The 22176-nt window shown below is 54.9% G+C and carries 22 protein-coding genes; 21 read left to right on the plus strand and 1 reads right to left on the minus strand.

Features of this window, described 5'->3' with window-relative positions:
* Positions 1–16: 16 nt before the first annotated feature.
* The 19 genes from REH51_RS11145 to REH51_RS11235 all read left to right on the plus strand — a co-directional run bounded on the left by REH51_RS11145 (position 17) and on the right by REH51_RS11235 (position 19481).
* Positions 17–358: a sarcosine oxidase subunit delta gene (locus REH51_RS11145; protein ID WP_009724044.1), complete on the plus strand. Its 342-nt coding sequence runs from the start codon at positions 17–19 to the stop codon at positions 356–358.
* Positions 355–3405: a sarcosine oxidase subunit alpha family protein gene (locus REH51_RS11150; protein ID WP_498935749.1), complete on the plus strand. Its 3051-nt coding sequence runs from the start codon at positions 355–357 to the stop codon at positions 3403–3405. Before REH51_RS11145 ends, REH51_RS11150 begins: the two co-directional genes overlap by 4 nt.
* Positions 3398–4033 (plus strand): sarcosine oxidase subunit gamma, encoded by a 636-nt coding sequence (locus REH51_RS11155; protein ID WP_009724046.1) that lies wholly within the window; start codon positions 3398–3400, stop codon positions 4031–4033. Before REH51_RS11150 ends, REH51_RS11155 begins: the two co-directional genes overlap by 8 nt.
* Before the next feature lie 62 nt (positions 4034–4095).
* Positions 4096–4962: a formyltetrahydrofolate deformylase gene (gene purU / locus REH51_RS11160; RefSeq protein WP_498935751.1), complete on the plus strand. Its 867-nt coding sequence runs from the start codon at positions 4096–4098 to the stop codon at positions 4960–4962.
* Positions 4963–5242: 280 nt separating this feature from the next.
* Positions 5243–6625, plus strand: a complete 1383-nt coding sequence (locus REH51_RS11165) for an L-serine ammonia-lyase (protein ID WP_009724048.1) — start codon at positions 5243–5245, stop codon at positions 6623–6625.
* Between the two features lie 250 nt (positions 6626–6875).
* A complete protein-coding gene (locus REH51_RS11170) occupies positions 6876–7493 on the plus strand; it encodes a rhodanese-like domain-containing protein (RefSeq protein WP_009724049.1) in 618 nt (205 codons plus the stop codon).
* A 52-nt stretch (positions 7494–7545) separates the two neighbouring features.
* The gene (locus REH51_RS11175) at positions 7546–8001 is read left to right on the plus strand and encodes a DsrE family protein (protein WP_498935753.1); all 456 of its coding nucleotides are present in this window, start codon (positions 7546–7548) and stop codon (positions 7999–8001) included.
* A 253-nt stretch (positions 8002–8254) separates the two neighbouring features.
* A complete protein-coding gene (locus REH51_RS11180; RefSeq protein ID WP_009724051.1) occupies positions 8255–9187 on the plus strand; it encodes a LysR family transcriptional regulator in 933 nt (310 codons plus the stop codon).
* A 220-nt stretch (positions 9188–9407) separates the two neighbouring features.
* On the plus strand, positions 9408–10874 hold the full coding sequence (locus REH51_RS11185; RefSeq protein WP_009724052.1) for a 2-hydroxymuconic semialdehyde dehydrogenase: 1467 nt from the start codon (positions 9408–9410) through the stop codon (positions 10872–10874).
* Between the two features lie 14 nt (positions 10875–10888).
* A complete protein-coding gene (locus tag REH51_RS11190) occupies positions 10889–11701 on the plus strand; it encodes a 2-keto-4-pentenoate hydratase (protein ID WP_498935755.1) in 813 nt (270 codons plus the stop codon).
* Between the two features lie 11 nt (positions 11702–11712).
* On the plus strand, positions 11713–12654 hold the full coding sequence (locus REH51_RS11195) for an acetaldehyde dehydrogenase (acetylating) (RefSeq protein ID WP_009724054.1): 942 nt from the start codon (positions 11713–11715) through the stop codon (positions 12652–12654).
* Positions 12655–12665: 11 nt separating this feature from the next.
* Positions 12666–13688, plus strand: a complete 1023-nt coding sequence (gene dmpG / locus REH51_RS11200; protein ID WP_498935757.1) for a 4-hydroxy-2-oxovalerate aldolase — start codon at positions 12666–12668, stop codon at positions 13686–13688.
* Positions 13685–14452, plus strand: a complete 768-nt coding sequence (locus REH51_RS11205; protein WP_009724056.1) for a 2-keto-4-pentenoate hydratase — start codon at positions 13685–13687, stop codon at positions 14450–14452. Before dmpG ends, REH51_RS11205 begins: the two co-directional genes overlap by 4 nt.
* Before the next feature lie 21 nt (positions 14453–14473).
* Positions 14474–14896 (plus strand): RidA family protein, encoded by a 423-nt coding sequence (locus tag REH51_RS11210; RefSeq protein WP_009724057.1) that lies wholly within the window; start codon positions 14474–14476, stop codon positions 14894–14896.
* A gap of 10 nt (positions 14897–14906) precedes the next feature.
* A complete protein-coding gene (locus tag REH51_RS11215; protein WP_498935759.1) occupies positions 14907–15479 on the plus strand; it encodes a 3-hydroxyanthranilate 3,4-dioxygenase in 573 nt (190 codons plus the stop codon).
* Positions 15476–16462, plus strand: a complete 987-nt coding sequence (locus REH51_RS11220; RefSeq protein WP_009724059.1) for an amidohydrolase family protein — start codon at positions 15476–15478, stop codon at positions 16460–16462. The genes REH51_RS11215 and REH51_RS11220 overlap by 4 nt, the downstream gene beginning before the upstream one ends.
* Before the next feature lie 173 nt (positions 16463–16635).
* A complete protein-coding gene (locus REH51_RS11225; protein ID WP_009724060.1) occupies positions 16636–17622 on the plus strand; it encodes a TRAP transporter substrate-binding protein in 987 nt (328 codons plus the stop codon).
* A gap of 54 nt (positions 17623–17676) precedes the next feature.
* Entirely contained in the window at positions 17677–18225 is a 549-nt protein-coding gene (locus REH51_RS11230) for a TRAP transporter small permease (protein ID WP_498935761.1), read from the plus strand.
* Positions 18222–19481, plus strand: a complete 1260-nt coding sequence (locus REH51_RS11235) for a TRAP transporter large permease (protein ID WP_009724062.1) — start codon at positions 18222–18224, stop codon at positions 19479–19481. Before REH51_RS11230 ends, REH51_RS11235 begins: the two co-directional genes overlap by 4 nt.
* Positions 19482–19530: 49 nt before the next feature.
* Here the strand turns inward: REH51_RS11235 and REH51_RS11240 are convergent, their stop codons facing one another.
* Positions 19531–19998, minus strand: a complete 468-nt coding sequence (locus REH51_RS11240; RefSeq protein ID WP_039869502.1) for an Lrp/AsnC family transcriptional regulator — start codon at positions 19996–19998, stop codon at positions 19531–19533.
* Positions 19999–20130: 132 nt separating this feature from the next.
* Here REH51_RS11240 and kynU point away from each other — a divergent pair, with 132 nt between their 5' ends.
* Both kynU and REH51_RS11250 read left to right on the plus strand, forming a co-directional pair.
* A complete protein-coding gene (kynU, locus tag REH51_RS11245) occupies positions 20131–21363 on the plus strand; it encodes a kynureninase (RefSeq protein ID WP_009724064.1) in 1233 nt (410 codons plus the stop codon).
* 1 nt (position 21364) lies between these two features.
* On the plus strand, positions 21365–22159 hold the full coding sequence (locus REH51_RS11250) for an alpha/beta hydrolase (protein WP_039869426.1): 795 nt from the start codon (positions 21365–21367) through the stop codon (positions 22157–22159).
* The last annotated feature ends 17 nt before the right edge of the window (positions 22160–22176 follow it).

The following is a 22176-nucleotide window of genomic DNA, read 5'->3' on the forward strand; positions in this document are numbered from 1 at the left end:
GAGAGGAGTATCCGTCATGTTTTATATCTACTGCCCCTACTGCGGCGAGCACCGTGAGGAAGAGGAGTTTCACCCCAAGGGCCAAGCGCATATTGAGCGTCCCAAAGAGCCCGAGGCGTGTAGTGATGAAGAGTGGGGTAACTATCTTTTCTTCCGCAACAATCCCAGAGGTGTGCATCACGAAATGTGGGTGCATGCGGTGGGTTGCCGTAAGTTCTTCAACGTGACGCGCCACACGGTGAGCTACGAAATTCTCGAGACCTACAAAATAGGCGAGCAGCCGACGATTACCGCCGACAGCCAAAGGCAGCCTCGCGAGGCTGCAGCGGTAAGCCATCAAGAAGGAGTGCGGGCATGAGCCAGTCCAAGCAACAAGTGTTCCGCCTAAAGACAGGCGGCCGAATCGATCGCTCTCGCACGTTGAGCTTTACCTTTAACGGTCAGCGTTACCAAGGGCACTCTGGAGATACCCTGGCTTCGGCGCTGCTGGCTAACGGTGTGGATATCGTTAACCGCAGCTTTAAGTATTCCCGCCCCAGAGGCATCGTCGCCGCAGGCGCTGAAGAGCCCAATGCCATTGTTCAATTAGGCAGTACCGAAGCGGCACAGGTGCCCAATGTTCGCGCTACCCAGCAAGCGCTGTTTGACGGATTAGCCGCCTGTAGCACCAACGGTTGGCCTAATGTACAGCGTGACTTGATGGGCTTGATAGGCAAGTTAGGTGGGCAATTTATGCCGCCGGGCTTCTACTACAAGACGTTTATGGCACCGGCATCGATGTGGCTGACCTACGAAAAGTACATTCGTAAGGCGGCAGGTCTGGGCCGCAGCCCTATGGAAGCCGATCCAGACAGCTATGACCACCTTCATCAACACTGCGATGTGCTGGTCGTTGGCGCTGGCGCTGCTGGCTTGTCTGCAGCATTGGCTGCTGCCCGTGGCGGTGCGCGGGTGATCGTTGCCGATGAGCAAGAAGAGATGGGCGGCTCACTGTTGGGTAGCCGCGAAACTCTGGATGGCAAGTCGGCAGACCAGTGGGTTGCTCGAGTGCTTGAAGAGCTAGCCGGATGTGAGAACGTCACACTGCTGCCACGCACCACGGCTAACGGCTATCACGATCACAATTTTGTGACACTGCACGAGCGGCGTACTGAGCATCTGGGCGAAACGGCGCCTGTCGTCAATGGCCGCCGACCGGTACGTTCCCGTATGCATCGAGTTCGCGCTGGTCAGGTGATCCTAGCCACAGGCGCTCACGAGCGACCATTGGTGTATGCGGGAAATGACGTTCCAGGCAACCTATTGGCAAGCGCTGTTTCTACCTACATTCGACGCTATGGTGTCGTGCCAGGTCGCCAACTGGTGCTCTCCACCAGCAACGACGATGGCTATCGCGCCGCCTTAGACTGGAAGGAAGCAGGCTGCGAGGTGGTGGCGGTTGTTGATGCCCGCGAAGCGCCTGCAGGGGATTGGGTCGATGCCGCCCGCGCCCAAGGTATCAAGATCATCACCGGCAGTGCCGTTATCGAGGCGAAAGGCAGCAACCGAGTCACTGCCGCACGGGTGGCCAAGATCGATATTGGCGCTTACCGAGTGAGTGGCCCGATTCAGGAGTTGGCCTGCGACACTATTGCTAGCTCAGGTGGTTATAGCCCGGTCATTCACTTGGCTTCTCATACCGGCGCGCGGCCTACTTGGCGTGACGATATCCTCGGCTTTGTGCCAGGGCTAGTGAAGGGCGTTCATGCCTGCGGTGGCGCTAATGGTACCTATGCGTTGGGAGACGTACTTGCCGAGGGTGTTGAGGCTGGCATTAAAGCAGCCGCAGCCACAGGCCACGCGGCTCAGCCGGTTAACCTGCCTAGCGTCGAACGTCTCCAGCAGGGACCAGCGGTGGCACTTTTCCAGGTTCCCCATGAGAAGCCCACGCTGCGCGGGCCAAAGCAATTCGTCGACCTGCAGAACGACGTCACCGCAGCGGGCATCGAACTGGCTACCCGGGAAGGCTTTGAGTCCATCGAGCATATTAAGCGCTATACCGCGATGGGTTTCGGTACCGACCAAGGCAAGTTGGGCAATATTAATGGTATGGCCATTGCAGCTCGCTGCCTGAATCGCTCCATCCCCGAGGTGGGCACCACGGTGTTTCGGCCTAATTATACGCCGGTGACTTTTGGCGCCATCGTCGGTCGTCACTGCCGTGATCTGTTCGATCCTGAGCGCTATACCGCTCTTCATCAGTGGCACGTTGAGCGCGGCGCCGAGTTTGAGGATGTCGGCCAGTGGAAGCGTCCCTGGTACTACCCACAGAAGGTGAATGGCACGACCGAGACTATGCACGAGGCGGTAGCCCGCGAATGTTTAGCGGTGCGCGAGAAAGTGGGTATTCTCGATGCTTCGACGCTTGGCAAGATCGACATTCAAGGGCCGGATGCGCGTGAATTCTTGGCGCGTATCTATACCAATAAGTGGGAGAAGTTGGCAGTTGGTAAGTGCCGTTATGGCTTTATGTGCAAAGATGATGGCATGGTCACTGATGACGGTGTGACCAGCTGTCTTGCTGAAAATCACTTTTTGATGACCACCACCACCGGTGGCGCAGCAGCGATATTGGAATGGTTGGAGTTATGGCATCAGACCGAGTGGCCAGAACTGGATGTCTACTTCTCTTCAGTGACTGACCACTGGGCCACCATGACGATCACTGGCCCCGAAGCGCGCAAGCTGCTGGCTGAGATGACAGATATCGATCTCGACCGCGATAGCTTTAAGTTTATGGAGTGGCGTGCGGGGAAAGTGGCCGGGGTGCCTGCGCGAGTCTATCGAATCTCCTTTACAGGTGAGTTGACCTTTGAGATTAACGTTCAAGCCAACTACGCCATGCACGTGTGGCAGACCCTTTTCAAGCATGGCGAGAAGTATGGCTTAACGCCCTATGGCACAGAGACCATGCACGTCCTGCGTGCTGAAAAAGGCTTTATTATCGTTGGCCAGGAAACCGACGGCTCCGTGACGCCGGAAGACCTGGGCATGCAGTGGTGCGTAGGTTACGACAAGCCTTTCTCATGGATTGGCAAGCGAGCCCTGACGCGAACGGATACCAAGCGTGAAAACCGCAAGCAGCTGGTAGGTCTGAGGCCCAAAGATCCAACGGTGGTGCTGGAGGAGGGGGCCCAGATTGTGTTTGATCCTAAGCATGCGATCCCGATGCCCATGGTGGGGCATGTGACCTCAAGCTACTACAGCCCAATTCTGGACTCTGGATTTGCTTTAGCGGTGGTGAAAGGCGGCCTCAAGAAAATGGGCGAAACCGTCTATCTGCCCATGGCAGACGGCCAAGTTCACGAAGCGGAAATCGTCAGCACCATTTTTTATGATCCCAAGGGAGAGCGCCAAAATGTCTAATGCGGCCACTTTCGATACCCGTACTGATACCGCTATCCCGGTAGAGTCTCCGTTAGCCTTTAGCTACCGTCATAGTGGCGCTCCTCGTGCTGGTAGTTCAAGTCGGGTTCAGCTACGCGAGCGGGCAATGCTTGGGCATCTGATCTTACGAGGCGGTGCCATCGTTCTCGACGAAGCGGTGCGCGACGTGCTGGGGATTAACTTGCCTGGCAAGCCCCAGGCTCTTGTGCAAGATGCCAGCGGCGAACGTTCTATTCAGTGGCTTTCCCCTGACGAGTGGCTGGTGATTGTGCCTGGCGGTGAGGAGTTCCCGCTAGAGACGCAGCTGCGGGAGCGTTTGGGGGATTCCCATTACGCCATCAGCGATGTCAGCGGTGGGCAGACGGTGTTAGAGATTACCGGTGAGGCGGCCCGCGAGCTGTTAATGAAAGCGGTGATCTACGACGTGCATCCCCGCCACTTTCCCGTGGGCAAAGGCGTTACTACCGTTTTCGCCAAGGCCACGACCATCCTTCGTCGACCCAGTGAAGAGCGTTGGGAGTTAGTCGTGCGGCGCAGTTTTGCCGACTACTGCTACCGCTGGCTACTGGATGCAGCAGCAGAGTATGGCGTGAACGTAGAACAATAAGCAGGCAGGCCGAAACGCTGTTTTGGCCGCTATCTTCTGCCGCTAACAGAGATACATGCATTATGAGCCGAATGAGTGATACCTGGATACTTGCCGCCCAATGCCAAAGCCTTTTGGGAACGGTGGACGTCGTCACGCGCTTTTTAAAAGAGCAGCAGTGCTATATCACTGAACTTAACTCTTTCGATGATCGGCTTGGTGGGCGCTTTTTTATTCGCGCTGAGTTTCGACCAGAGCGAGATGAGTTCCATGAAGAGCGCTTTCACGCTGATTTTGCAGCGCGAGCAAGCGAATTCGACATGCAGTTTGAGCTGACGCCTCCCGGAAAGCGAACGGGAACGGTGATCCTCGTATCGAAAGCTGATCACTGCTTAAATGATCTTCTCTATCGTTATCGCACTGGGCAACTGCCCATTGATATTAAGGCAGTGATTTCAAACCACCCTGACTTGGAGTCGTTGGCGACATGGCACGGCTTGCCATATCACTACCTACCCATCAGCCCTGAGACTAAGTTGGAGCAGGAAGCGCAGGTGCGCAAAATCATTGCGGATACTGACGCTGAGCTGGTGGTGCTGGCAAGGTATATGCAGGTACTTTCCCCCTCAATGTGTGAACTATTAGCCGGAGGAGCCATCAACATTCATCACTCTCTCCTACCCGGTTTTAAAGGCGCTAAGCCTTACCATCAGGCGTACGAAAAAGGGGTCAAGCTGGTGGGTGCAACGGCGCATTATATTAATAATGACCTTGATGAAGGGCCAATTATTGCTCAAGGGGTCGAGCCCGTCGACCATGCTCATTACCCTGAGGATCTGGTTGCTAAAGGACGTGATATTGAGTGTCTCACCCTGGCTAGGGCGATTAGTTACCACTTAGAACGTCGTGTGTTCTTTTATTCAGGCCGCACGGTGGTTTTTGGTAACTAATGTTTTTTAACTGATTCTGCTGTTAATAAACGCAAATAGTTTGAGCGCGTTTTTATAGTTGGGTTGCTGTCGCTGCTAAGCTTTTGCCAGAGTGATATGTAACCCCTTGTTATGCGTGAAAAGTTATGCGTGAGAAGTCGTGATTAAAAGTATTGTTTATAAATATAAAAATATCTTCAATAAAAGATAGATTGGTTTTGTTTGTTATCACATAAATAACTTATTGAAATTTTCAGGCGTCGCCTGATTTTCCCCTGTTTATACGTCAAGAGGTGCTCCAATGCCTATCAGTGTTTTCGACCTTTTTAAGATTGGAGTAGGCCCCTCCAGTTCCCATACCGTCGGGCCCATGCAGGCCGCTTTTAAGTATGTTACATCACTACGCGAAGTCGACCTTCTTGATGAAGTGGCCCATCTAGACGTTCATCTTTATGGCTCACTTTCAGCGACGGGTGTAGGGCACGCAACGGATCACGCGATTATTATGGGGCTGATGGGCGAGCGCCCCGACACGATTGACCCTTTGATTATTGGGCCATCTATTGCGTCGCTTAAAGAGAGTCAGTTATTAGAACTTGGACGCCAAAAAACAATCATTTTTGATTGGAATCGCGATATTTATTTCCATGAAGAGAGTCTGCCTCACCATCCTAATGCCATGCGGCTTGCCGCTTTTACATCTCAAGGCCAATTACTGCATGAAAATACCTATTACTCGGTAGGGGGCGGTTTTGTTGTTGAACAAGCCCAGGTGGATTTGCCATTAGAGGATTTGGATGGGGCAACAATTCCCTACAACTTCGATACTGCCGAAGAACTGCTGGCATTATGTAAAAAAGAGCAGCTGAGTATCAGCCGCTTGATGCTGGAAAATGAGAAAGTATGGCGGACGGAGGATGAGGTTAGAAATGAGCTGTGGCGAATCTGGCAAGTCATGTGTGAATGCATCGACAATGGATTAACCCATGAAGGGATATTGCCGGGCGGATTGAAAGTAAAACGCAGAGCTAAGCTGCTTCACCAACGGCTTCAAGCGGCTGAGCAGAATGATTGCCTAATCGCATCGACGTTTTCAGCGATGGAGTGGGTGAATATTTTTGCCCTCGCGGTTAATGAAGAGAATGCCGCAGGAGGGCGGATGGTCACGGCGCCCACCAACGGTGCTGCGGGCATTATTCCTGCCGTCTTGCACTACTACATGAAATTTCAGCCCAACGCCTGCGAGAAAAACGTCGTGGATTTTCTGCTAGCGGCAGGTGCCATTGGCATCCTTTGCAAGAAGAATGCTTCTATATCAGGAGCAGAAGTGGGCTGCCAAGGGGAGGTAGGGTCGGCGTGCGCCATGGCGGCAGCTGGCTTAGCTGATGTAATGGGAGGAACGCCCGAACAAGTAGAGCATGCGGCAGAAATCGGCTTGGAGCACAACTTAGGATTAACCTGTGACCCTGTGGGTGGGCTGGTTCAGATCCCCTGTATTGAACGCAACGCCATTGCCACCGTAAAAGCCATTAATGCAGCGCAAATGGCGTTGCACGGTGATGGTACTCACTTTATATCGTTGGATAAGGTGATTCGTACCATGCGCGATACGGGGAGAGATATGCTTGATAAATATAAAGAAACATCTAAAGGGGGATTGGCCGTTAATGCTATTGAATGTTAATCGCTATTGTATCCGGCAGGGTAGTTAAACCATCAGTCGTTTGGGGACGTTGTTTTAACGCCACTGAATGCTTAAAAGCGAACTGCTTCGTTTAGGCACAACGAAGGCTGTTAGCGATGTTGTCTTGCATTGTTACGTCAAGGCTAGCTAACAGCCTCCTACTTCTAGCTAGTGACAAAGCGCCGCAGGTAGCTCTGCATCTTTCCAGCTATATTAAGTCCATAAAGTTATTTCTTTAGAGGATTTTGTTATGTCTGGAGTTGCAAGCTATTTTGCTGAGCTTCCGTACCGTAATTCTGCCCTTGCTGCCTTGATGACACTGAGCATGAGTGTCATCACCATCGCTCAAGCTGAAGACGTGCCCTCTTATCGAGAAACGCAGTTGGGCTTGTATGTGTCCGCTCGTGAAGCCTATGACCTGCTACAGCAAGAAGAAGATGCATTGTTGATTGATGTGCGTGATCCCGTCGAAATTAAATTCACCGGTTTTGCAGAACCCACTGATATCCATGTGCCATGGGTACTAACGGACACGACTCAGTTCGATGCTGATAGCAAAACATGGCCAACGGTTCGTAACGCCAATTTTGCCGAACAAATCCGTGCCGCGCTCGAGGCGCATCAAGCAAATGACGATACTCCGATCATCGTAATGTGCCGCTCTGGAGCAACCCGCAGCGCACCCGCTGCAGATCTGATCGCAGAGATGGGATTTTCGCAGGTGTATTCGGTTAGCGATGGCTTTGAAGGGGGCACGCTTGCTGAAGGTGACTCAAAAGGTGTGAGGGCGCGTGATGGGTGGCGTAATTCGGGATTGCCCTGGAGTTATGACGTTAATCCTGACACCGCTTGGTATGAGTCGAAGTAGCGCAGAAAGGCATTTAAAGCAACGAATCGCACAGATTGATAAGGAGATAACGATGCATAAAACATTAGTAATGGCCGGTGTGTTGGCTTTAGTACCGATGGGGGCTAACGCAGATAACCACGATGCCGAAAGCGATAAAGCGTTAATGATTCTGACCAGCGACGCAGTACAGACGCAATCAATGGCAATGATATTAGGCAATGCGATGCGTCAGCAGGGCACGGATCTACATATCTTGCTGTGTGACGCCGCGGGTGATCTTGCGGTAGATGGCTATGAAAGTGAAGCAGCGGTCAATACCCCGCCTAGTAACCCAGCAGGTCAGGTCAAACCTGAAGGTATGTTGAAAATGTTGATGGGTGAGGGCGTCAGTGTCGATGTGTGTGCCATCTACTTACCTAACACCGATTACACCCAAGAAGGTCTACTTGATGGCGTCGGTGTTGCGGCGCCAGGACCAATGGCAGAGATGATGCGCGACCCGGCCATTGCGGTATTCAGCTTCTAAAACGTTAGTGCCATGCTGGCAGTATGAAGCCGCTACTTTTTAGTAGCGGCTTTTCTGTGGATTGGAGCGCCGCATCATGAGCTTTTCTTCTTGCCGTTAGTAGGGTGTACTTACGGTTATCCACTTTTGGAGTGGTTGCTCCATGGAAACGTGACTGGTTCTAACGCTGGCAGCGCTGTTCTGCACTACATGACCTATTCCATGGAGTTTTGCTCACCTAAAGATTGCCAACCACTCGGTATGTCATAAAGCCATGAAATACACAGATTCCTCTATTACACGTAAGTTGAAATTTCATCAGCTAATGGTCTTTGAGCAGGTGGTTTTAAGCGGTTCAATGCTACGAGCTTCCCAGATGCTCAATTTGACACAGCCAGCCGTTAGCAAAGTGATACATGACTTAGAAGTATATTTTGACAGCCCGCTACTCGTCAGGGGGAACCGTGGGGTCGTTCCCACTGAGTTAGGTGAGCTTGTTTTGAAACGTGCAAAGCTGCTGATGGCAGAGCTGCGCAGCTTGACAGACGAAGTGAATGCTTTTCAGGAGGGGACCAGTGGTCATGTCGTCGTCGGCACGTTGATTTCGGCGTCAGTTTCCTTGCTTCCAAAAGCAATCCGATTGCTTAAGCAAAGAGCACCCAACGTCATGGTGTCTTTACGTGTCGGCCAGATGGATCAACTGTTTCCTGCAGTGGAAGTGGGCGACGTTGACTTGGTGGTTGGACGTGTTCCTGATGACTGGCGTTGGCGAGATGAGGCTAATAGTCTTACGGTGGAAACCCTCTACAGTGAAGAGTTATGCATTGTTGCCGGTGCGAAACATCCCCTACACGAAAGCCAATCGTTAACCCTTGAGAAGTTACATCACTTTCCATGGGTCCTGCCTACTCGAGAGTCATTACTAAGACGTACTGCCGATAAACTTTTTGCCGAAGAGGGTTTGACCGTTCCCTCCAATGTTGTCGAGTCTTTATCCATTCTGACGAATTTAACCTTGATGCAAGATCAAGAAACCGTTGCTTTGATGCCTTACGAGGCGGCTTCACCTTTCGCAGAGGCGGGGCTACTCAAGGTTTTTAAGCTCGGAAAGTCGCTGGCTTTTGGCGATATCGGTTGCTTTTCCGCTTCTGGTCGAGAGCTAGGCCCTGCCGCAAAGCTGTTTCGTGAATGCCTTAAGGAGGCGTGACTTCAGTGATTTTTGCGAACAGCATTCTACGGCTATGAATTTACAACGCTTATATAATCAGGTGCCTTTTTTGGATTAGCGGTTTGATGGGGAGTAGGGCGCTGATAGTGCCAGGTATTCCTTTTTTAAATATCTGATGGGTTTTTATTGATTATGAAATGATATCTGGCCTGCCTACACTCTTTCCGAAATGAATTAAAACAACGTTTCGGAGATAACCGTGTCGACCACAGCTCCCCAGCTTCTCAATTATGTCGGCGGTGAATTTCTTGCCACCGAACAGACTTTCCCCAATATCTCGCCTATTGATGGCCGTTTGCTGAGTCAGGTCTGCGAAGCCGACGAAGCTTTGGTGGGGCGCGCCGTTAGTGCCGCAAAAACCGCCCAATCTGGCCCTTGGGCCCGCACCAGTGCCAGTGAACGAGCCGATGTGCTGATGCGTATCGCCGCGGGTATCGAGCGCCGTTTTGAAGAATTTGTGGCCGCAGAGGTGGCCGACACCGGTCGCCCGGTGGAGCAGGCTCGCCGTCTGGATATCGCGCGTGGTGTGCACAACTTCCGCACCTTTGCCGAGCTTATCCGCCAGTCTGGCGGCGATTACTTCGAGATGCGTGCTCCCGATGGCAGTGATGTGTTCAGCTACTCGGTGCGTAAACCCCATGGTGTGGTCGCGATTATCTCCCCCTGGAACCTACCGATGCTGTTGCTTACCTGGAAGGTGGCACCCGCCCTGGCTTGCGGTAACTCGGTAGTGGTTAAGCCCTCTGAAGAATCTCCCTCCACCGCTACTCTTTTGGCCGAAGTGATTCATGACGCGGGTCTGCCTGAAGGCGTATTCAACCTGATCCACGGCTTCGGTCCAGGCTCTGCCGGTGAGTTTTTGACCAAACACCCCGACGTAGACGCTATCACCTTTACCGGTGAATCTCGCACCGGCAGTGAAATCATGAAGGTGGCCGCCGAGGGTGTTCGTGACGTTTCCTTCGAATTGGGCGGCAAGAACGCCGCCGTGGTCTTTGCTGACTGTGATTTTGAGGCGGCGGTGGCTGGCGTGGCCCGCTCCAGTTTCACCAATGCCGGTCAGGTGTGCCTCTGCTCCGAGCGAGTCTATGTAGAGCGTCCTATTTTTGAGCGTTTCGTGGCCGCCCTTAAGGAGAAAGCCGAAGGGCTCAAAATCGGCTATCCGGATGAGCCCGGCGTTGATATGGGGTCAATGATCTCTCGCCAGCATCGCGAGAAGGTGCTCAGCTATTTTGAATTAGCTCGGGAAGAGGGAGCCACGGTGGTGACTGGCGGCGAAGTGCCAACGTTTGGCGATGCTCGCGATCAGGGGGCTTATGTACGGCCAACTATCTGGACCGGCTTAGCCGACGATGCTCGCTGTGTCCAGGAGGAGGTCTTTGGGCCTGTCTGCCATATCGCCCCCTTCGACCGTGAGGATGAGGTGATCGAGCGGGTTAACAATACCGTTTATGGCCTGGCAACAGCGCTTTGGACCCAGGATCTGGGCCGTGCCCACCGAGTTTCCCGTCAGTTCCATGTGGGCATGGTATGGGTCAATACCTGGTTCCTGCGCGACTTACGCACGCCCTTCGGAGGAGCGCGGCTTTCTGGTCTTGGGCGCGAGGGCGGCCGCCACTCCCTCGATTTTTATTCCGAACTGACCACCATCTGCGTTAATCCGTGAGCGAGGAGATTGTTATGCATACCGCCCTGATCGAGGCCGCAGAGCGCCTCAGTCAAGCCCAGGCGACGGGACAGCCCTGTAAGCCGGTGCGTGAGCTGATTGTCCGTGCCCAGGTAGAGGAGAACGCCGCGGACCCGGTGGCCTTAGCCTACGCCGTCCAACAGCACAACACTCGCCTCGCCCGGGAGCAGGGGCGTCGCCAAGTGGGCTTTAAGGTAGGGCTTACTTCCCGCTCCGTGCAGCAGCAGTTAGGGGTTAATCAGCCTGATTTCGGAGTGCTTTTCGCCGATATGGCGGTGGGTGACGGTCAGCCTATCGCAGTAGGTGCCGTGCTTCAGCCCAAAGTGGAAGCGGAGATCGCTCTGGTGCTGGCGCATGACCTGGATCACGAGCGCCATACCTTAGCGGATCTGATTCGGGCTACCGCCTTCGCTTTACCTGCCATTGAGGTGGTGGGGAGTCGCATCGCTAACTGGGATATCCGCCTTGAGGACACCATCGCCGACAACGCCTCATCAGGCTGCTTTGTACTCGGCAGCCGTCCAGTGAAGCTGGAAGCCCTCGACTTAGTGCGTTGCGGTATGAAGATGACCTTGCGCGGTGAGCCAGTGTCAGTGGGTGCGGGTGCCGCCTGTCTCGACAATCCCTTGAATGCCGCCGTATGGCTGGCCGATACCATGGCCCGCTTCGGGGAGCCGTTGCGCGCTGGTGACATTCTGCTCACCGGTGCTCTTGGCCCCATGGTGCCCGCAGCAGCAGGCGATATCTTTCACGCCGAAATACAAGGCCTGGGTGGTGTGCCCGCTGCTTTCGCCAAGCCACAATGAGAGAAAAGATCATGAGCAAAAAAGTCAAAGTGGCCATCATTGGCTCCGGCAATATCGGCACCGATCTGATGATTAAAATTCTGCGGCACGGCCAGTACCTTGAAATGGGAGCCATGGTGGGAATTGATCCGGCCTCAGACGGTTTGGCGCGCGCCCAGCGCTTCGGCGTCCCTACGACTGCCGAGGGAATTGATGGTTTGCTGGCGATGGAGAATGTTGACGACATCAAAATCGTCTTTGACGCCACTTCTGCAGGCGCTCATAAGCGCCACAACAAGATGCTGCAAGATCGCGGTATCAACGTCATTGACCTGACCCCGGCGGCCATTGGTCCCTATGTGATCCCGTCGATCAATATGGATGAGCATCTGGACGCCCCGAATATCAATATGGTCACGTGTGGCGGTCAGGCCACCATCCCTATGGTAGCGGCAGTTGCTCAGGTTGCCAGGGTGCACTACGGCGAGATTGTCGCCTCTATTTCCAGCAAGTCTGCTGGCCCGGGTACCCGCGCCAATATTGATGAATTTACCGAGACCACCTCCCAGGCCATCGAATCCTGTGGCGGTGCTGCCAAGGGTAAGGCAATCATCGTACTCAATCCTGCCGAGCCTCCATTGATCATGCGCGATAGCGTTTTCGTACTCTCTGAGGAGGCAGACCGAAACGCCATTGAAGCCTCTATCAATGCAATGGTGGCTGCGGTGCAAGCCTATGTGCCGGGCTATCGCCTTAAACAGCAGGTGCAGTTCGAGTCAGTGCCCGTGGAGTGTCCGGTTAACTTACCCGGCCTTGGCCTGACTCACGGTCTCAAAACCTCGATCTTTCTGGAGGTCGAAGGGGCTGCCCACTATTTACCCGCCTATGCCGGCAACCTGGACATTATGACCTCCGCTGCGAAGAGCTGTGCTGAGCGCCTCGCTGAAACCCGCTTACTGGCCGTCACTGCCTGAGGAGCTTCAGTATGAACAAGAAACTTTATATCTCCGATGTGACCTTGCGTGATGGCAGTCATGCGGTACGTCACCAGTACAGCATTGAGGATGTCCAGCGCATTGCCCGAGCGCTCGACGCGGCTAAGGTGGACTCTATTGAAGTCGCCCATGGTGACGGCTTGCAGGGGTCCAGCTTCAACTATGGCTTTGGAGCCCACAGTGACCTGGAGTGGATTGCCGCAGCGGCCGAGGTGGTCGAGCATGCCATGATCACTACCCTGTTGTTGCCCGGTATTGGCACCGTGCATGACCTGGACGCCGCCTATGCTGCTGGTGCCCGGGGCGCACGGATCGCCACCCACTGCACTAAAGCCGATGTCTCCCGCCAGCACATCGAGCATGCCCGCAAGCTGGGTATGGACACCGTGGGCTTTTTAATGATGAGCCACATGCAGACCCCCGAGGGGCTGGCCGAGCAGGGGAGGCTGATGGAGTCCTTCGGTGCCCAGACCATTTACGTGGTGGATTCTGGCGGTGCCCTGACCATGGATGGTGTGCGCGATCGCGTAAGCGCTATGAAAACAGTACTCAATCCAGTTACTCAGCTAGGCATCCATGCCCATCATAACCTGAGCCTCGGCGTGGCTAACTCTATGGCTGCAGTGGAAGCAGGCTGTGACCGAGTCGACGCCAGCCTTGCAGGCATGGGGGCCGGCGCTGGCAATGCTCCCTTGGAAGTCTTCATTGCCGCTGCCGAGCGCATGGGCTGGAATCACGGCACTGACCTCTACACCTTGATAGACGCCGCCGACGATATAGTGCGACCGCTGCAGGACCGTCCAGTGCGGGTAGATCGCGAGACTCTGGCGTTAGGTTATGCAGGCGTTTATTCAAGTTTTCTGCGCCACGCAGAGGCTGCCGCCGAGCGTTATGGTTTGAAAACGATTGATATTTTGGTGGAGCTGGGCCGCCGCAAGATGGTGGGCGGCCAGGAGGATATGATCGTCGACGTGGCGCTGGATCTTCTGGCCAAACAGGGAGAGTCCGCATGAGCATCAATATTTCCACCATCGCCACGGCACTGGATCAGGCTGCTCGCCACGCCGAGCCGCTGGCTCAGTTCAGCACCCATTCGCCTTTTTCCCTGGCGCAGGCCTACGAGATCCAGCGCGTCTCTATGCAGCGCCGCTATGCAGACGGCGAGCGCAGCATTGGTATCAAGCTGGGCTTCACTAGCCGCGCCAAAATGCAGCAAATGGGCGTAGACAGCCTGATTTGGGGCTGGCTTACCGACGCCATGCTGGAAGAGGAGGGTGGCGAAGTGGCGCTGTCACGCTATATCCATCCCCGCGCCGAACCAGAAGTGTGCTTCTTGGTGGGGCGCACTATCGACCGCCCGCTGACCCTGTTGGAGGCTGCCGAGTATATCGAGGCAGTTGCCCCGGCCATCGAGATTATCGACTCCCGCTATGAGGCGTTCAAATTTAGTCTTGAAGACGTGGTGGCAGACAACTGCTCCTCCTCTGGCTTGGTGGTGGGGCCCTGGTCCCGGAACCTCTCGGGCCTGGACAACGCCGGAGTGCTGATGCGCCTGGATGGTCAACTGGCGCAGGTCGGCTCCACCGCCGCGATTCTCGGTAATCCGCTGCGCAGCGTGGCTGAGGCCTCCAAGTTGGTTAGCGAGGCGGGACTCAGCCTGCCCGCTGGCAGCCTGATCATGGCCGGAGCCGCCACCGCTGCTGAAGCGTTGCGCCCAGGCGTCCACGTCAGTGTAGAAGTTGCCGGTTTCGGTGAATCCGCGTTCACCTGCCGCTAATCCAATAGCAAGGAGCATGTCATGCATACCAGCCGTGCCACCCTGGTTCAGGGCAAGGCCAAACCCCGGGGCGCTTTTCCTCATATCAAACGCGCCGGAGACTTTTTGTTTGTCTCTGGTACCAGCTCGCGTCGCCCAGATAACAGTTTCGAAGGCGTCGACGTCGATGAGATGGGGACTACTCAGCTTGATATTCGCGCTCAGACGCGGGCAGTGATTGAGAATATTCGCGACATCCTTGCTAGCGAAGGAGCGAGCTTGGCTAACGTGGTGGAGATCAGCACCTTCCTGGTCGATATGAACGATTTTGGCAGCTACAACGCCGTTTATGCCGAATATTTTGACGAGCAGGGCCCGACCCGGACGACGGTGGCAGTGCATCAGCTCCCCCACCCCCACCTGCGTATCGAGATCAAAGCGATCGCTTACGCACCAACTCAGTGAGGTGACTTCCATGGATAAGCATCACTACAGCGCACCGCTCAATTTCAATCGCTGGATTGAGGAACATGCCCATCTGCTCAACCCGCCTGTAGGCAACCAGCAGGTCTGGAAAGACAGCGATTACATGATCACCGTGGTGGGCGGCCCCAACCAGCGAACCGACTTCCACGATGACCCGGTGGAAGAGTTCTTCTACCAGTTCAAGGGCAATGCCTACCTGAACATTTGGAACGGTGGTCGCTATGAGCGAATTGATCTCAAGGAGGGGGATATCTACCTGATGGCCCCTCATGTGATTCATTCTCCCCAGCGTCCAGAGCCCGGCAGTCTCTGCATGGTTATCGAAAAGACTCGGCCCCAGGGGCTGCATGACGCGCTGCAATGGTCCTGCGCGCGCTGTGGCAACCTCATCAAGCGCTACGAAATGCAGCTGGAGAGCATCGTCACGGACTTGCCGCCGGTTTACGAGCGATTCTATGCCACGAGCGAAGAGGAGCGTCGTTGCAGCAATTGTGGCGAAATTCATCCCGGACGTGACTGGGAAACCTGGCATCGCATGCTCAGCGAGGTGCACGGTCAATGAAAATTGATATTCACTCTCATTTCATGCCGCGGATCAGTAAGGCCGAAGCGGCACAGCTTGATCCCGAGCGAGCGCCTTGGCTGAAAACCGAGGGGCGTAGTGGCCAGATCATGGTCGGTGATAAGCCTTTCCGGCCGGTCAACGATCTCCTCTGGGATGCTGAGCAGCGTCTGGCCTATCTGGACGAACAGGGCCTCGACGTGCAGGTCATGTGTGCCACGCCGGTGATGTTCGGCTACGACCAACCGGTGAGTCGAGCGATGCCCTGGGCTCGGCTAATGAATGATAAAGCCCTTGAGATGACAGCCACGGCACCGGATCGCCTCAAGGTTCTCGCCCAGGTTCCGTTGCAGGACATTGATGCTGCCTGCCGGGAAGCGAGCCGCGCCAAGAAGGATGGCCACTTAGGTGTGCAGATTGGCAACCATGTCGGCCCTAAAGATCTGGACGAGGAGGGCTTGGTTACCTTTCTGCAGCACTGTGCCGCGGAGGATATACCGCTGCTCGTGCATCCTTGGGACATGATGACCGATGGGCGCATGAAGAAGTGGATGCTGCCCTGGCTGGTGGCAATGCCGGCGGAGACCCAGCTGGGGATTCTGTCACTGATCCTGTCCGGCGCCTTCGAGCGTATCCCTACATCGCTAAAACTCTGCTTTGCCCATGGGGGTGGAGGCTTTGCTTATTTGCTGGGACGGGCCGACAACGCCTGGCGCCATCGCGACATCGTACGCGAAGACTGCCCTAATCTGCCTTCCAGCTATGTAAAGCGTTTCTATGTGGATTCGGCGGTTTTCGACGATGGCGCGCTGAGTTTGCTAGTCGACGTGATGGGCAGTGATCGGGTGATGCTCGGTTCGGATGCTCCTTTCCCACTGGGAGAGCAGTTTATTGGAGCAGGCGTGAGTGAACACCCAACGCTAGCGGCAGAGGATAAGTCGCGAATCCTGGCCGGTAATGCTCGCGAGTTTTTTGGAATTTAGCGCCGATACATAAAGCGCATACGCCGCCAGGTATTCCATAAAGAAATATCTGAGGCGACATGATTTATTTATAAATAATAGCTGCCCCAGCTAGACTTTTTAAGCATCCATCTGCCACGTTTGGGATAGATCCAGGCGTCATTTTAATAACATAAAAAAGCTGAGATATCCTCATGAATAACATCAAAAAACTCGCTTCTACTACCTTAGCTATTGGCCTAGTCATGGCTTCCTGGAACGCACAGGCACGGGATTTTCGCCTGGGCATGATTACGCCGCCTTCCCATCTTTGGACGCAAGCAGCCGAAGCCTTTGGCGATGACCTGGCCGCTGCTAGTGACGGTGAGCATAGTGTTAGCGTCTTTCCTTCTCAGCAGTTGGGAAACGAGGCACAAATGGTGCAGCAGCTGCAAGCGGGATCGCTGGATATGGCCTTTCTAACCATTGCCGAAATGTCTAACCGAGCGCCTGACTTTGGCGCTCTCTATGCACCCTACCTGGTAGAGGATGTGGCACATGCCGCGCGCCTGCTTCGCTCCGATACCGCAACCGACCTGCTTGAACTACTGCCAGCCCAGACGGGATTAGTCGGCATTGGCTATGGCATGTCCGGCATGCGTCAAATCCTCAGCCGTAATAGCATCGAGTCGCCTGAGAATCTCGAGGGACTGCGACTGCGCATCACCCCCTTCGAGCCGATTCGTGACTTCTACTTAGCGGCCGGAACAGCGCCAACACCGCTGCCCTTACCGGATGTTTACGACGCTTTGGCAAACGGTCAAGTGGATGCCATCGATATGGATTTCGAGGCTATCGAGGCACTTAAATTCTATGATCAGGCGGAGTATCTGCTGATCTCCAACCACATGATGTTCCCGATGGTAGGAGTGGTGTCTGGGCGCGTCTGGCGCGAGCTTGAAGAAGCCGATCGGGAACTGATCAGAACCACCATGCAAGAGCACCTGAGCGGCGTCATTGACAGCGTGTTAGAGCGTGAGCCAGCACAGGAAGCCTCGCTACGCGAGCAAGACATCCGCGTGGTCGAGGTTGACCAAAGCTTCTTCCAGGAGGCTGTTGAGCGCTGGGAGGGTATCTGGGCTGATAAGGCTCCGGTCCTATTGGAGCTGCGTGAAACGGCTGCTCAGCTGAAGGCTGAGTAATTCCTCTTGACGTGTTAGAAAGTTCCCCGGGGCTGCCCGGGGGTGGAGCCATCTATGCTCAAGCAAATCTCCCATGGACTGGCTCGGCTCGAGGTCGCTGTCGCGGCGCTGCTAGCGGCAGCTGTCACCGGATTGATTCTGCTCAATATCGTGACCCGGGCGCTAGGTAGCCCGCTCTACTGGGTCGATGAACTGGCCATTCATGCCATGGTATGGATGACTTTTTTGACCACCTCGGTAGTGCTCAAGCGCCGCGAAGGCATCGCGGTGACGCTGTTCACCGATTCGCTTCCGCCCCGGTTCCAGGTGTTTTCCCGGTTCATGGTAGATGCACTGGTGCTGTTTTTTGCAGGGCTGATGCTATGGCTGTGCTGGTGCTGGTATGACCCACTAACGTTATGGGCGGTAGGGGTCGATGTCAGTGCCTTCCAAGCGGAAAGCTTCAATTTTATCTACTCCGAGCGAACCAGCACCCTTGGGCTGCCTAAATATCTGTCCTGGCTCTGTCTGCCGATTTTCTCGGTCTCGTTGGGGCTGCACGGGCTGGTTAATGTGGTCGACAGTCTGAAGGGGCTGTTGACTGGAAATAGGAGGCTGGCATGACGCTTGCCGTATTTACCTTACTGCTACTGGGAGCGGTGCCGATTGCCCTGGTGTTGGCGTTAACCGCTGCCTGGTATATCGTCGCTTCCGGCAATACCCTGCTGTTCGCTTCTTATCCACAACAGTTATTTGGTGCCATCGAACACTATGGCCTGCTAGCGATTCCGCTCTTTATGCTGGCAGGCGAGCTGATGAACGAAGGGGGGCTGACTAGGCGGCTGATCGATTTAGCGCGAATCCTTGTCGGTGGCTTCCGTGGTGGGCTGGTGTACATCAACCTGGTGGCCAACATGATGATGGCGGCCATTGTTGGCTCGGCGGCTTCACAGATCGCTATCATGTCCCGGGCCATGGTGCCCGCCATGGAGCAGGAGGGTTACGACAAGCCCTTTAGCGCTGCGATTACCGCCGCGGGTGGGCTAATGTCGCCAATTATTCCGCCATCAATGCTCTTCGTGCTATATGGGGTGATCGCCCAGGTGCCCATCGCCGATATGTTCGTCGCTGGCATTTTGCCTGGTTTGTTGATGGGGCTGTTGTTCTTTATCGCTATCACTGTCATCGGCTTAGTGAAGCAGTATCCCAAAGGTGACTGGCCAAGTCGTGCCCAGGCGCGCCACTACCTGCTGATGGGAGTGCCAGCGATGTTGATTCCGCTGATCATCATCGGCGGTATTCTCAGTGGGCTAGCCACACCTACCGAGTCGGCGGCTCTCGCTTCCCTGGCCGCGCTGTTAATCGGCCGCTTTGTCTACCGCGACCTAACTTTCGCGCGCTTGCCCGATATTCTCCAACGCACGGCTTTTAACGCTGGCTTGGTGATCATGCTGATCGCTGCCGCAGGTGTCTTCGGCTGGGTGATCATCTATGAGCAACTACCGCAGATGGCCGCTGCCTGGATCGCCTCGCTGACCGCTGATCCCTTTATTTTCATGCTGCTGGTAATCGGTGTGTTGCTATTAGTGGGAATGATCATCGACGGTATCGCTGCGCTCATACTGGTAGTGCCGATTCTGTTACCTATCGCCACCCAGCAGTTTGGTATCACCCCCTACCAGTTCGGCGTGGTGGTTTCCTTGACCCTGGTGCTGGGGCTGTTGACGCCGCCGGTAGGCGCGGGGCTGTTTATCAGTTCCTCCATGACCGGCGTGCCACCGATGCAGATTTTTCGTGCGCTGTTACCGTTCTTGGCGATGAGCTTAATCGCGCTGGTACTCCTGGCCTGGCAACCCTGGCTGACCCTCGCTCTGCTCTGAAATCCGCTAGCACTCATTGCCAACGCCTACTAAAAACACAACGGCTTCTTCAGGGGAGAACTTTGAGGGGGCCGTTGACCTTAAGGGTATTCATGGCCACCTGAGTGGCAATGTCACGTATCCCGGGCAGACTGGTTACTGCGGTGGAGAGAAAGCGCGATAGCTCGCTCAAATCTTCCACCATGACTTTGAGAATAAAGTCGTGGTTGCCGGTAATCGCGTGGCAGTCGATAACTTCATCCCTTGTTAATAACTCTGCCACAGCGTCGCTAGGTGAAGCCATGCGCGCTTTATCCATCGAGAGAAAAATAAACGCGGTGACTTTAAGTCCTAGTGCTTCAGGAACGAGGCGCAAATCACGCCCCTGAATGACGCCGCTCTCTTCCAAACGCGTTACCCGTCGTGAGCACTGGCTGGGAGAGAGGTTTACCGTCTCGGCCAGAGCGGTCAGGGTCAGGCGTGCATCACGCTGTAGAGCGTGAAGAATTCGTCGATCAAAGCGATCTAGGCTTTCCAATGTGCTTTTCCCTTTTTTAATGCAAAATTTTTGCACATGTTGACGCTTTTGCGATGAATTACGCAAGCCTTTCCCCATCTATTCCTTTTAGAATTTTGAACAGGTATCCAACTCAATGACCTGGAGCACACGATGACACCAACCCTTGATAACGTGCGTGAAATGGATCGCCATGACCCTTTGGCTGGTTTCAAGGCCCGCTTTGCACTTCCTGAGAGCATGATCTACCTGGACGGTAATTCTCTAGGTGCCCAACCCGTCGTTGCCAGAGATGCGTTGGCGGCCACTTTGGACCAGTGGCGTGATGAGCTGATTAAAGGCTGGAACCAAGGCTGGTTTGATGCGCCGGAGCGCTTAGGGGATCTACTAGGGCCGCTGATAGGTGCTCAGGCTGGAGAGGTAATCGTCAATGACAACATCTCGATTAATATATTTAAGTTATTAGGCTATATCACTGATTCTCAAAAACGTTCACGGCCAGTGATTTTAAGCGAGGGTGGCAACTTCCCGACGGATGGCTATATCGCACAGGGGTTATGCCGTCTGGCCGGTTTCGAGCATCGGGTTCTTCCCGAGGGTGCAGCGCTGTCGGACTATGTGGATGAGCAGGTGGCCGCCGTGGTGCTGAGCCAAGTCAATTACCGCACCGGGCGTCAGCGCGATATGGCTGCGATTACCGCTGAAGTGCATAAGCAGGGCGCCGAAGTCATCTGGGATCTGGCTCACTCCGCTGGAGCCATGCCAGTTGATCTGAACGGTTGTGGCGTCCGCTACGCAGTTGGTTGCACCTACAAATACCTCAACGGAGGGCCTGGAGCGCCTGCCTTTATCTATGTGCACCGGGATCATCAGGATGGCGGTTGGCAGCCACTCTCTGGCTGGCATGGCCACGCTGCTCCGTTCGCCTTCGATGGTGACTATGTGCCGGCTCAGGGCATTACTCGATTTCGCAGTGGCACCCACTCAGCACTTATTTATGCCCCTCTAGAAGCCTCACTGCGGCTTTGGCAGGAGGTCGATATGAACGCCCTGCGGCAAAAAAGCTTAGCCATGGGGGATTTGTTCCGCGACTGTCTAGCCGACCTCATTAAGGTCGAGGGTATCGAAGACATTACTCCGCCTCATGCTGAGCGCGGTAGTCAGGTGGCGTTGATTCACCCTGAGCATGGTTATGCCATCGTCCAGGCGCTAATTGCTCGGGGGGTGGTCGGTGACTACCGAGAACCTGGGTTAATGCGCTTTGGCTTTACTCCTCTCTATCTCAGCTATGAAGACGTTTGGCAGGCAGCACGCCATTTCCGTGAGGTGGTGGAGCAGCGCGAATATTTAGAACCCCGCTTTCAAGTGCGCTCAGAGGTCACCTGAGATGAGTTCCTACGAAGATCGTGCTGCACGAGGACGGGCCTATTCGCCGAGCCTTTGGGCACGGGACTTCGAGGCGACTCTGGCTCGCCAAGCTGAGCGTGGGGCTTGTCTAAGGGCGTGCCATCCGCCGAGGCGTTTGGCTTATGGAGCCCGCGCATTGGAGGGGCTTAATCTTTTCCTCCCAGAAAAACAGGGCCCCTGGCCGTTGATGGTCTTTTTGCATGGTGGCTATTGGCAGCAGTTGGACGCGATGGCGACTGATTTCATGGCTGCGCCATGGCTGTCGCGTGGATGGGCTTTCGCCTCACTGGATTACCCTCTGGCCCCAGAGGTCAATATCGAGACTATGGTGGCGGCTTGTCAGCAGGGGGTGAGGCATTTGCAACGCGAAGCTAGTGCCCTTGGATTAAATGGCCGTATCTGCCTGGGAGGCCATAGCGCCGGCGCCCAACTGGTCATCATGAGCTGCTTGGGAGATGGGCGTCTGACGGAGGTTGATGCTCTTTGGTTGATCAGCGGTATTTATGATCTCCGCCCATTGGCAGGCACCTATATCGATGAGCCTCTTCAGCTGGATGGCGCGCAGGCTGAACGGCTTAGCCCTCTTTGCCATGACTTGCATGGCCTGCCGCCGCTGACGCTTGTGCATGGTGAGTTTGATCCACCTCGCTTTCGTAGCCAGGGAGAGACGTTATATGAGCATGCTTTAGCAACGGGTGTGGCGGCAGAACTATGTCTGCTGCCCAATTGTGATCATTTCGACATTCTCGAACGGCTCGAGGCGCTACCTTTTTGAGCTGATTTCTTAACGTG

It is taken from the genome of Halomonas bluephagenesis (assembly GCF_054790765.1).

What these genes read in the sequence shown, in the direction of transcription:
- REH51_RS11225 (WP_009724060.1), top strand. Translation starts at nt 16,636, where the DNA reads ATGAATAACATCAAAAAACTCGCTTCTACTACCTTAGCTATTGGCCTA.
- kynU (WP_009724064.1), top strand. Translation starts at nt 20,131, where the DNA reads ATGACACCAACCCTTGATAACGTGCGTGAAATGGATCGCCATGACCCT.
- REH51_RS11150 (WP_498935749.1), top strand. Translation starts at nt 355, where the DNA reads ATGAGCCAGTCCAAGCAACAAGTGTTCCGCCTAAAGACAGGCGGCCGA.
- REH51_RS11195 (WP_009724054.1), top strand. Translation starts at nt 11,713, where the DNA reads ATGAGCAAAAAAGTCAAAGTGGCCATCATTGGCTCCGGCAATATCGGC.
- REH51_RS11250 (WP_039869426.1), top strand. Translation starts at nt 21,365, where the DNA reads ATGAGTTCCTACGAAGATCGTGCTGCACGAGGACGGGCCTATTCGCCG.
- REH51_RS11220 (WP_009724059.1), top strand. Translation starts at nt 15,476, where the DNA reads ATGAAAATTGATATTCACTCTCATTTCATGCCGCGGATCAGTAAGGCC.
- REH51_RS11170 (WP_009724049.1), top strand. Translation starts at nt 6,876, where the DNA reads ATGTCTGGAGTTGCAAGCTATTTTGCTGAGCTTCCGTACCGTAATTCT.
- purU (WP_498935751.1), top strand. Translation starts at nt 4,096, where the DNA reads ATGAGCCGAATGAGTGATACCTGGATACTTGCCGCCCAATGCCAAAGC.
- REH51_RS11205 (WP_009724056.1), top strand. Translation starts at nt 13,685, where the DNA reads ATGAGCATCAATATTTCCACCATCGCCACGGCACTGGATCAGGCTGCT.
- REH51_RS11215 (WP_498935759.1), top strand. Translation starts at nt 14,907, where the DNA reads ATGGATAAGCATCACTACAGCGCACCGCTCAATTTCAATCGCTGGATT.
- REH51_RS11230 (WP_498935761.1), top strand. Translation starts at nt 17,677, where the DNA reads ATGCTCAAGCAAATCTCCCATGGACTGGCTCGGCTCGAGGTCGCTGTC.
- REH51_RS11145 (WP_009724044.1), top strand. Translation starts at nt 17, where the DNA reads ATGTTTTATATCTACTGCCCCTACTGCGGCGAGCACCGTGAGGAAGAG.
- REH51_RS11155 (WP_009724046.1), top strand. Translation starts at nt 3,398, where the DNA reads ATGTCTAATGCGGCCACTTTCGATACCCGTACTGATACCGCTATCCCG.
- REH51_RS11190 (WP_498935755.1), top strand. Translation starts at nt 10,889, where the DNA reads ATGCATACCGCCCTGATCGAGGCCGCAGAGCGCCTCAGTCAAGCCCAG.
- REH51_RS11175 (WP_498935753.1), top strand. Translation starts at nt 7,546, where the DNA reads ATGCATAAAACATTAGTAATGGCCGGTGTGTTGGCTTTAGTACCGATG.
- REH51_RS11210 (WP_009724057.1), top strand. Translation starts at nt 14,474, where the DNA reads ATGCATACCAGCCGTGCCACCCTGGTTCAGGGCAAGGCCAAACCCCGG.
- REH51_RS11165 (WP_009724048.1), top strand. Translation starts at nt 5,243, where the DNA reads ATGCCTATCAGTGTTTTCGACCTTTTTAAGATTGGAGTAGGCCCCTCC.
- REH51_RS11235 (WP_009724062.1), top strand. Translation starts at nt 18,222, where the DNA reads ATGACGCTTGCCGTATTTACCTTACTGCTACTGGGAGCGGTGCCGATT.
- dmpG (WP_498935757.1), top strand. Translation starts at nt 12,666, where the DNA reads ATGAACAAGAAACTTTATATCTCCGATGTGACCTTGCGTGATGGCAGT.
- REH51_RS11180 (WP_009724051.1), top strand. Translation starts at nt 8,255, where the DNA reads ATGAAATACACAGATTCCTCTATTACACGTAAGTTGAAATTTCATCAG.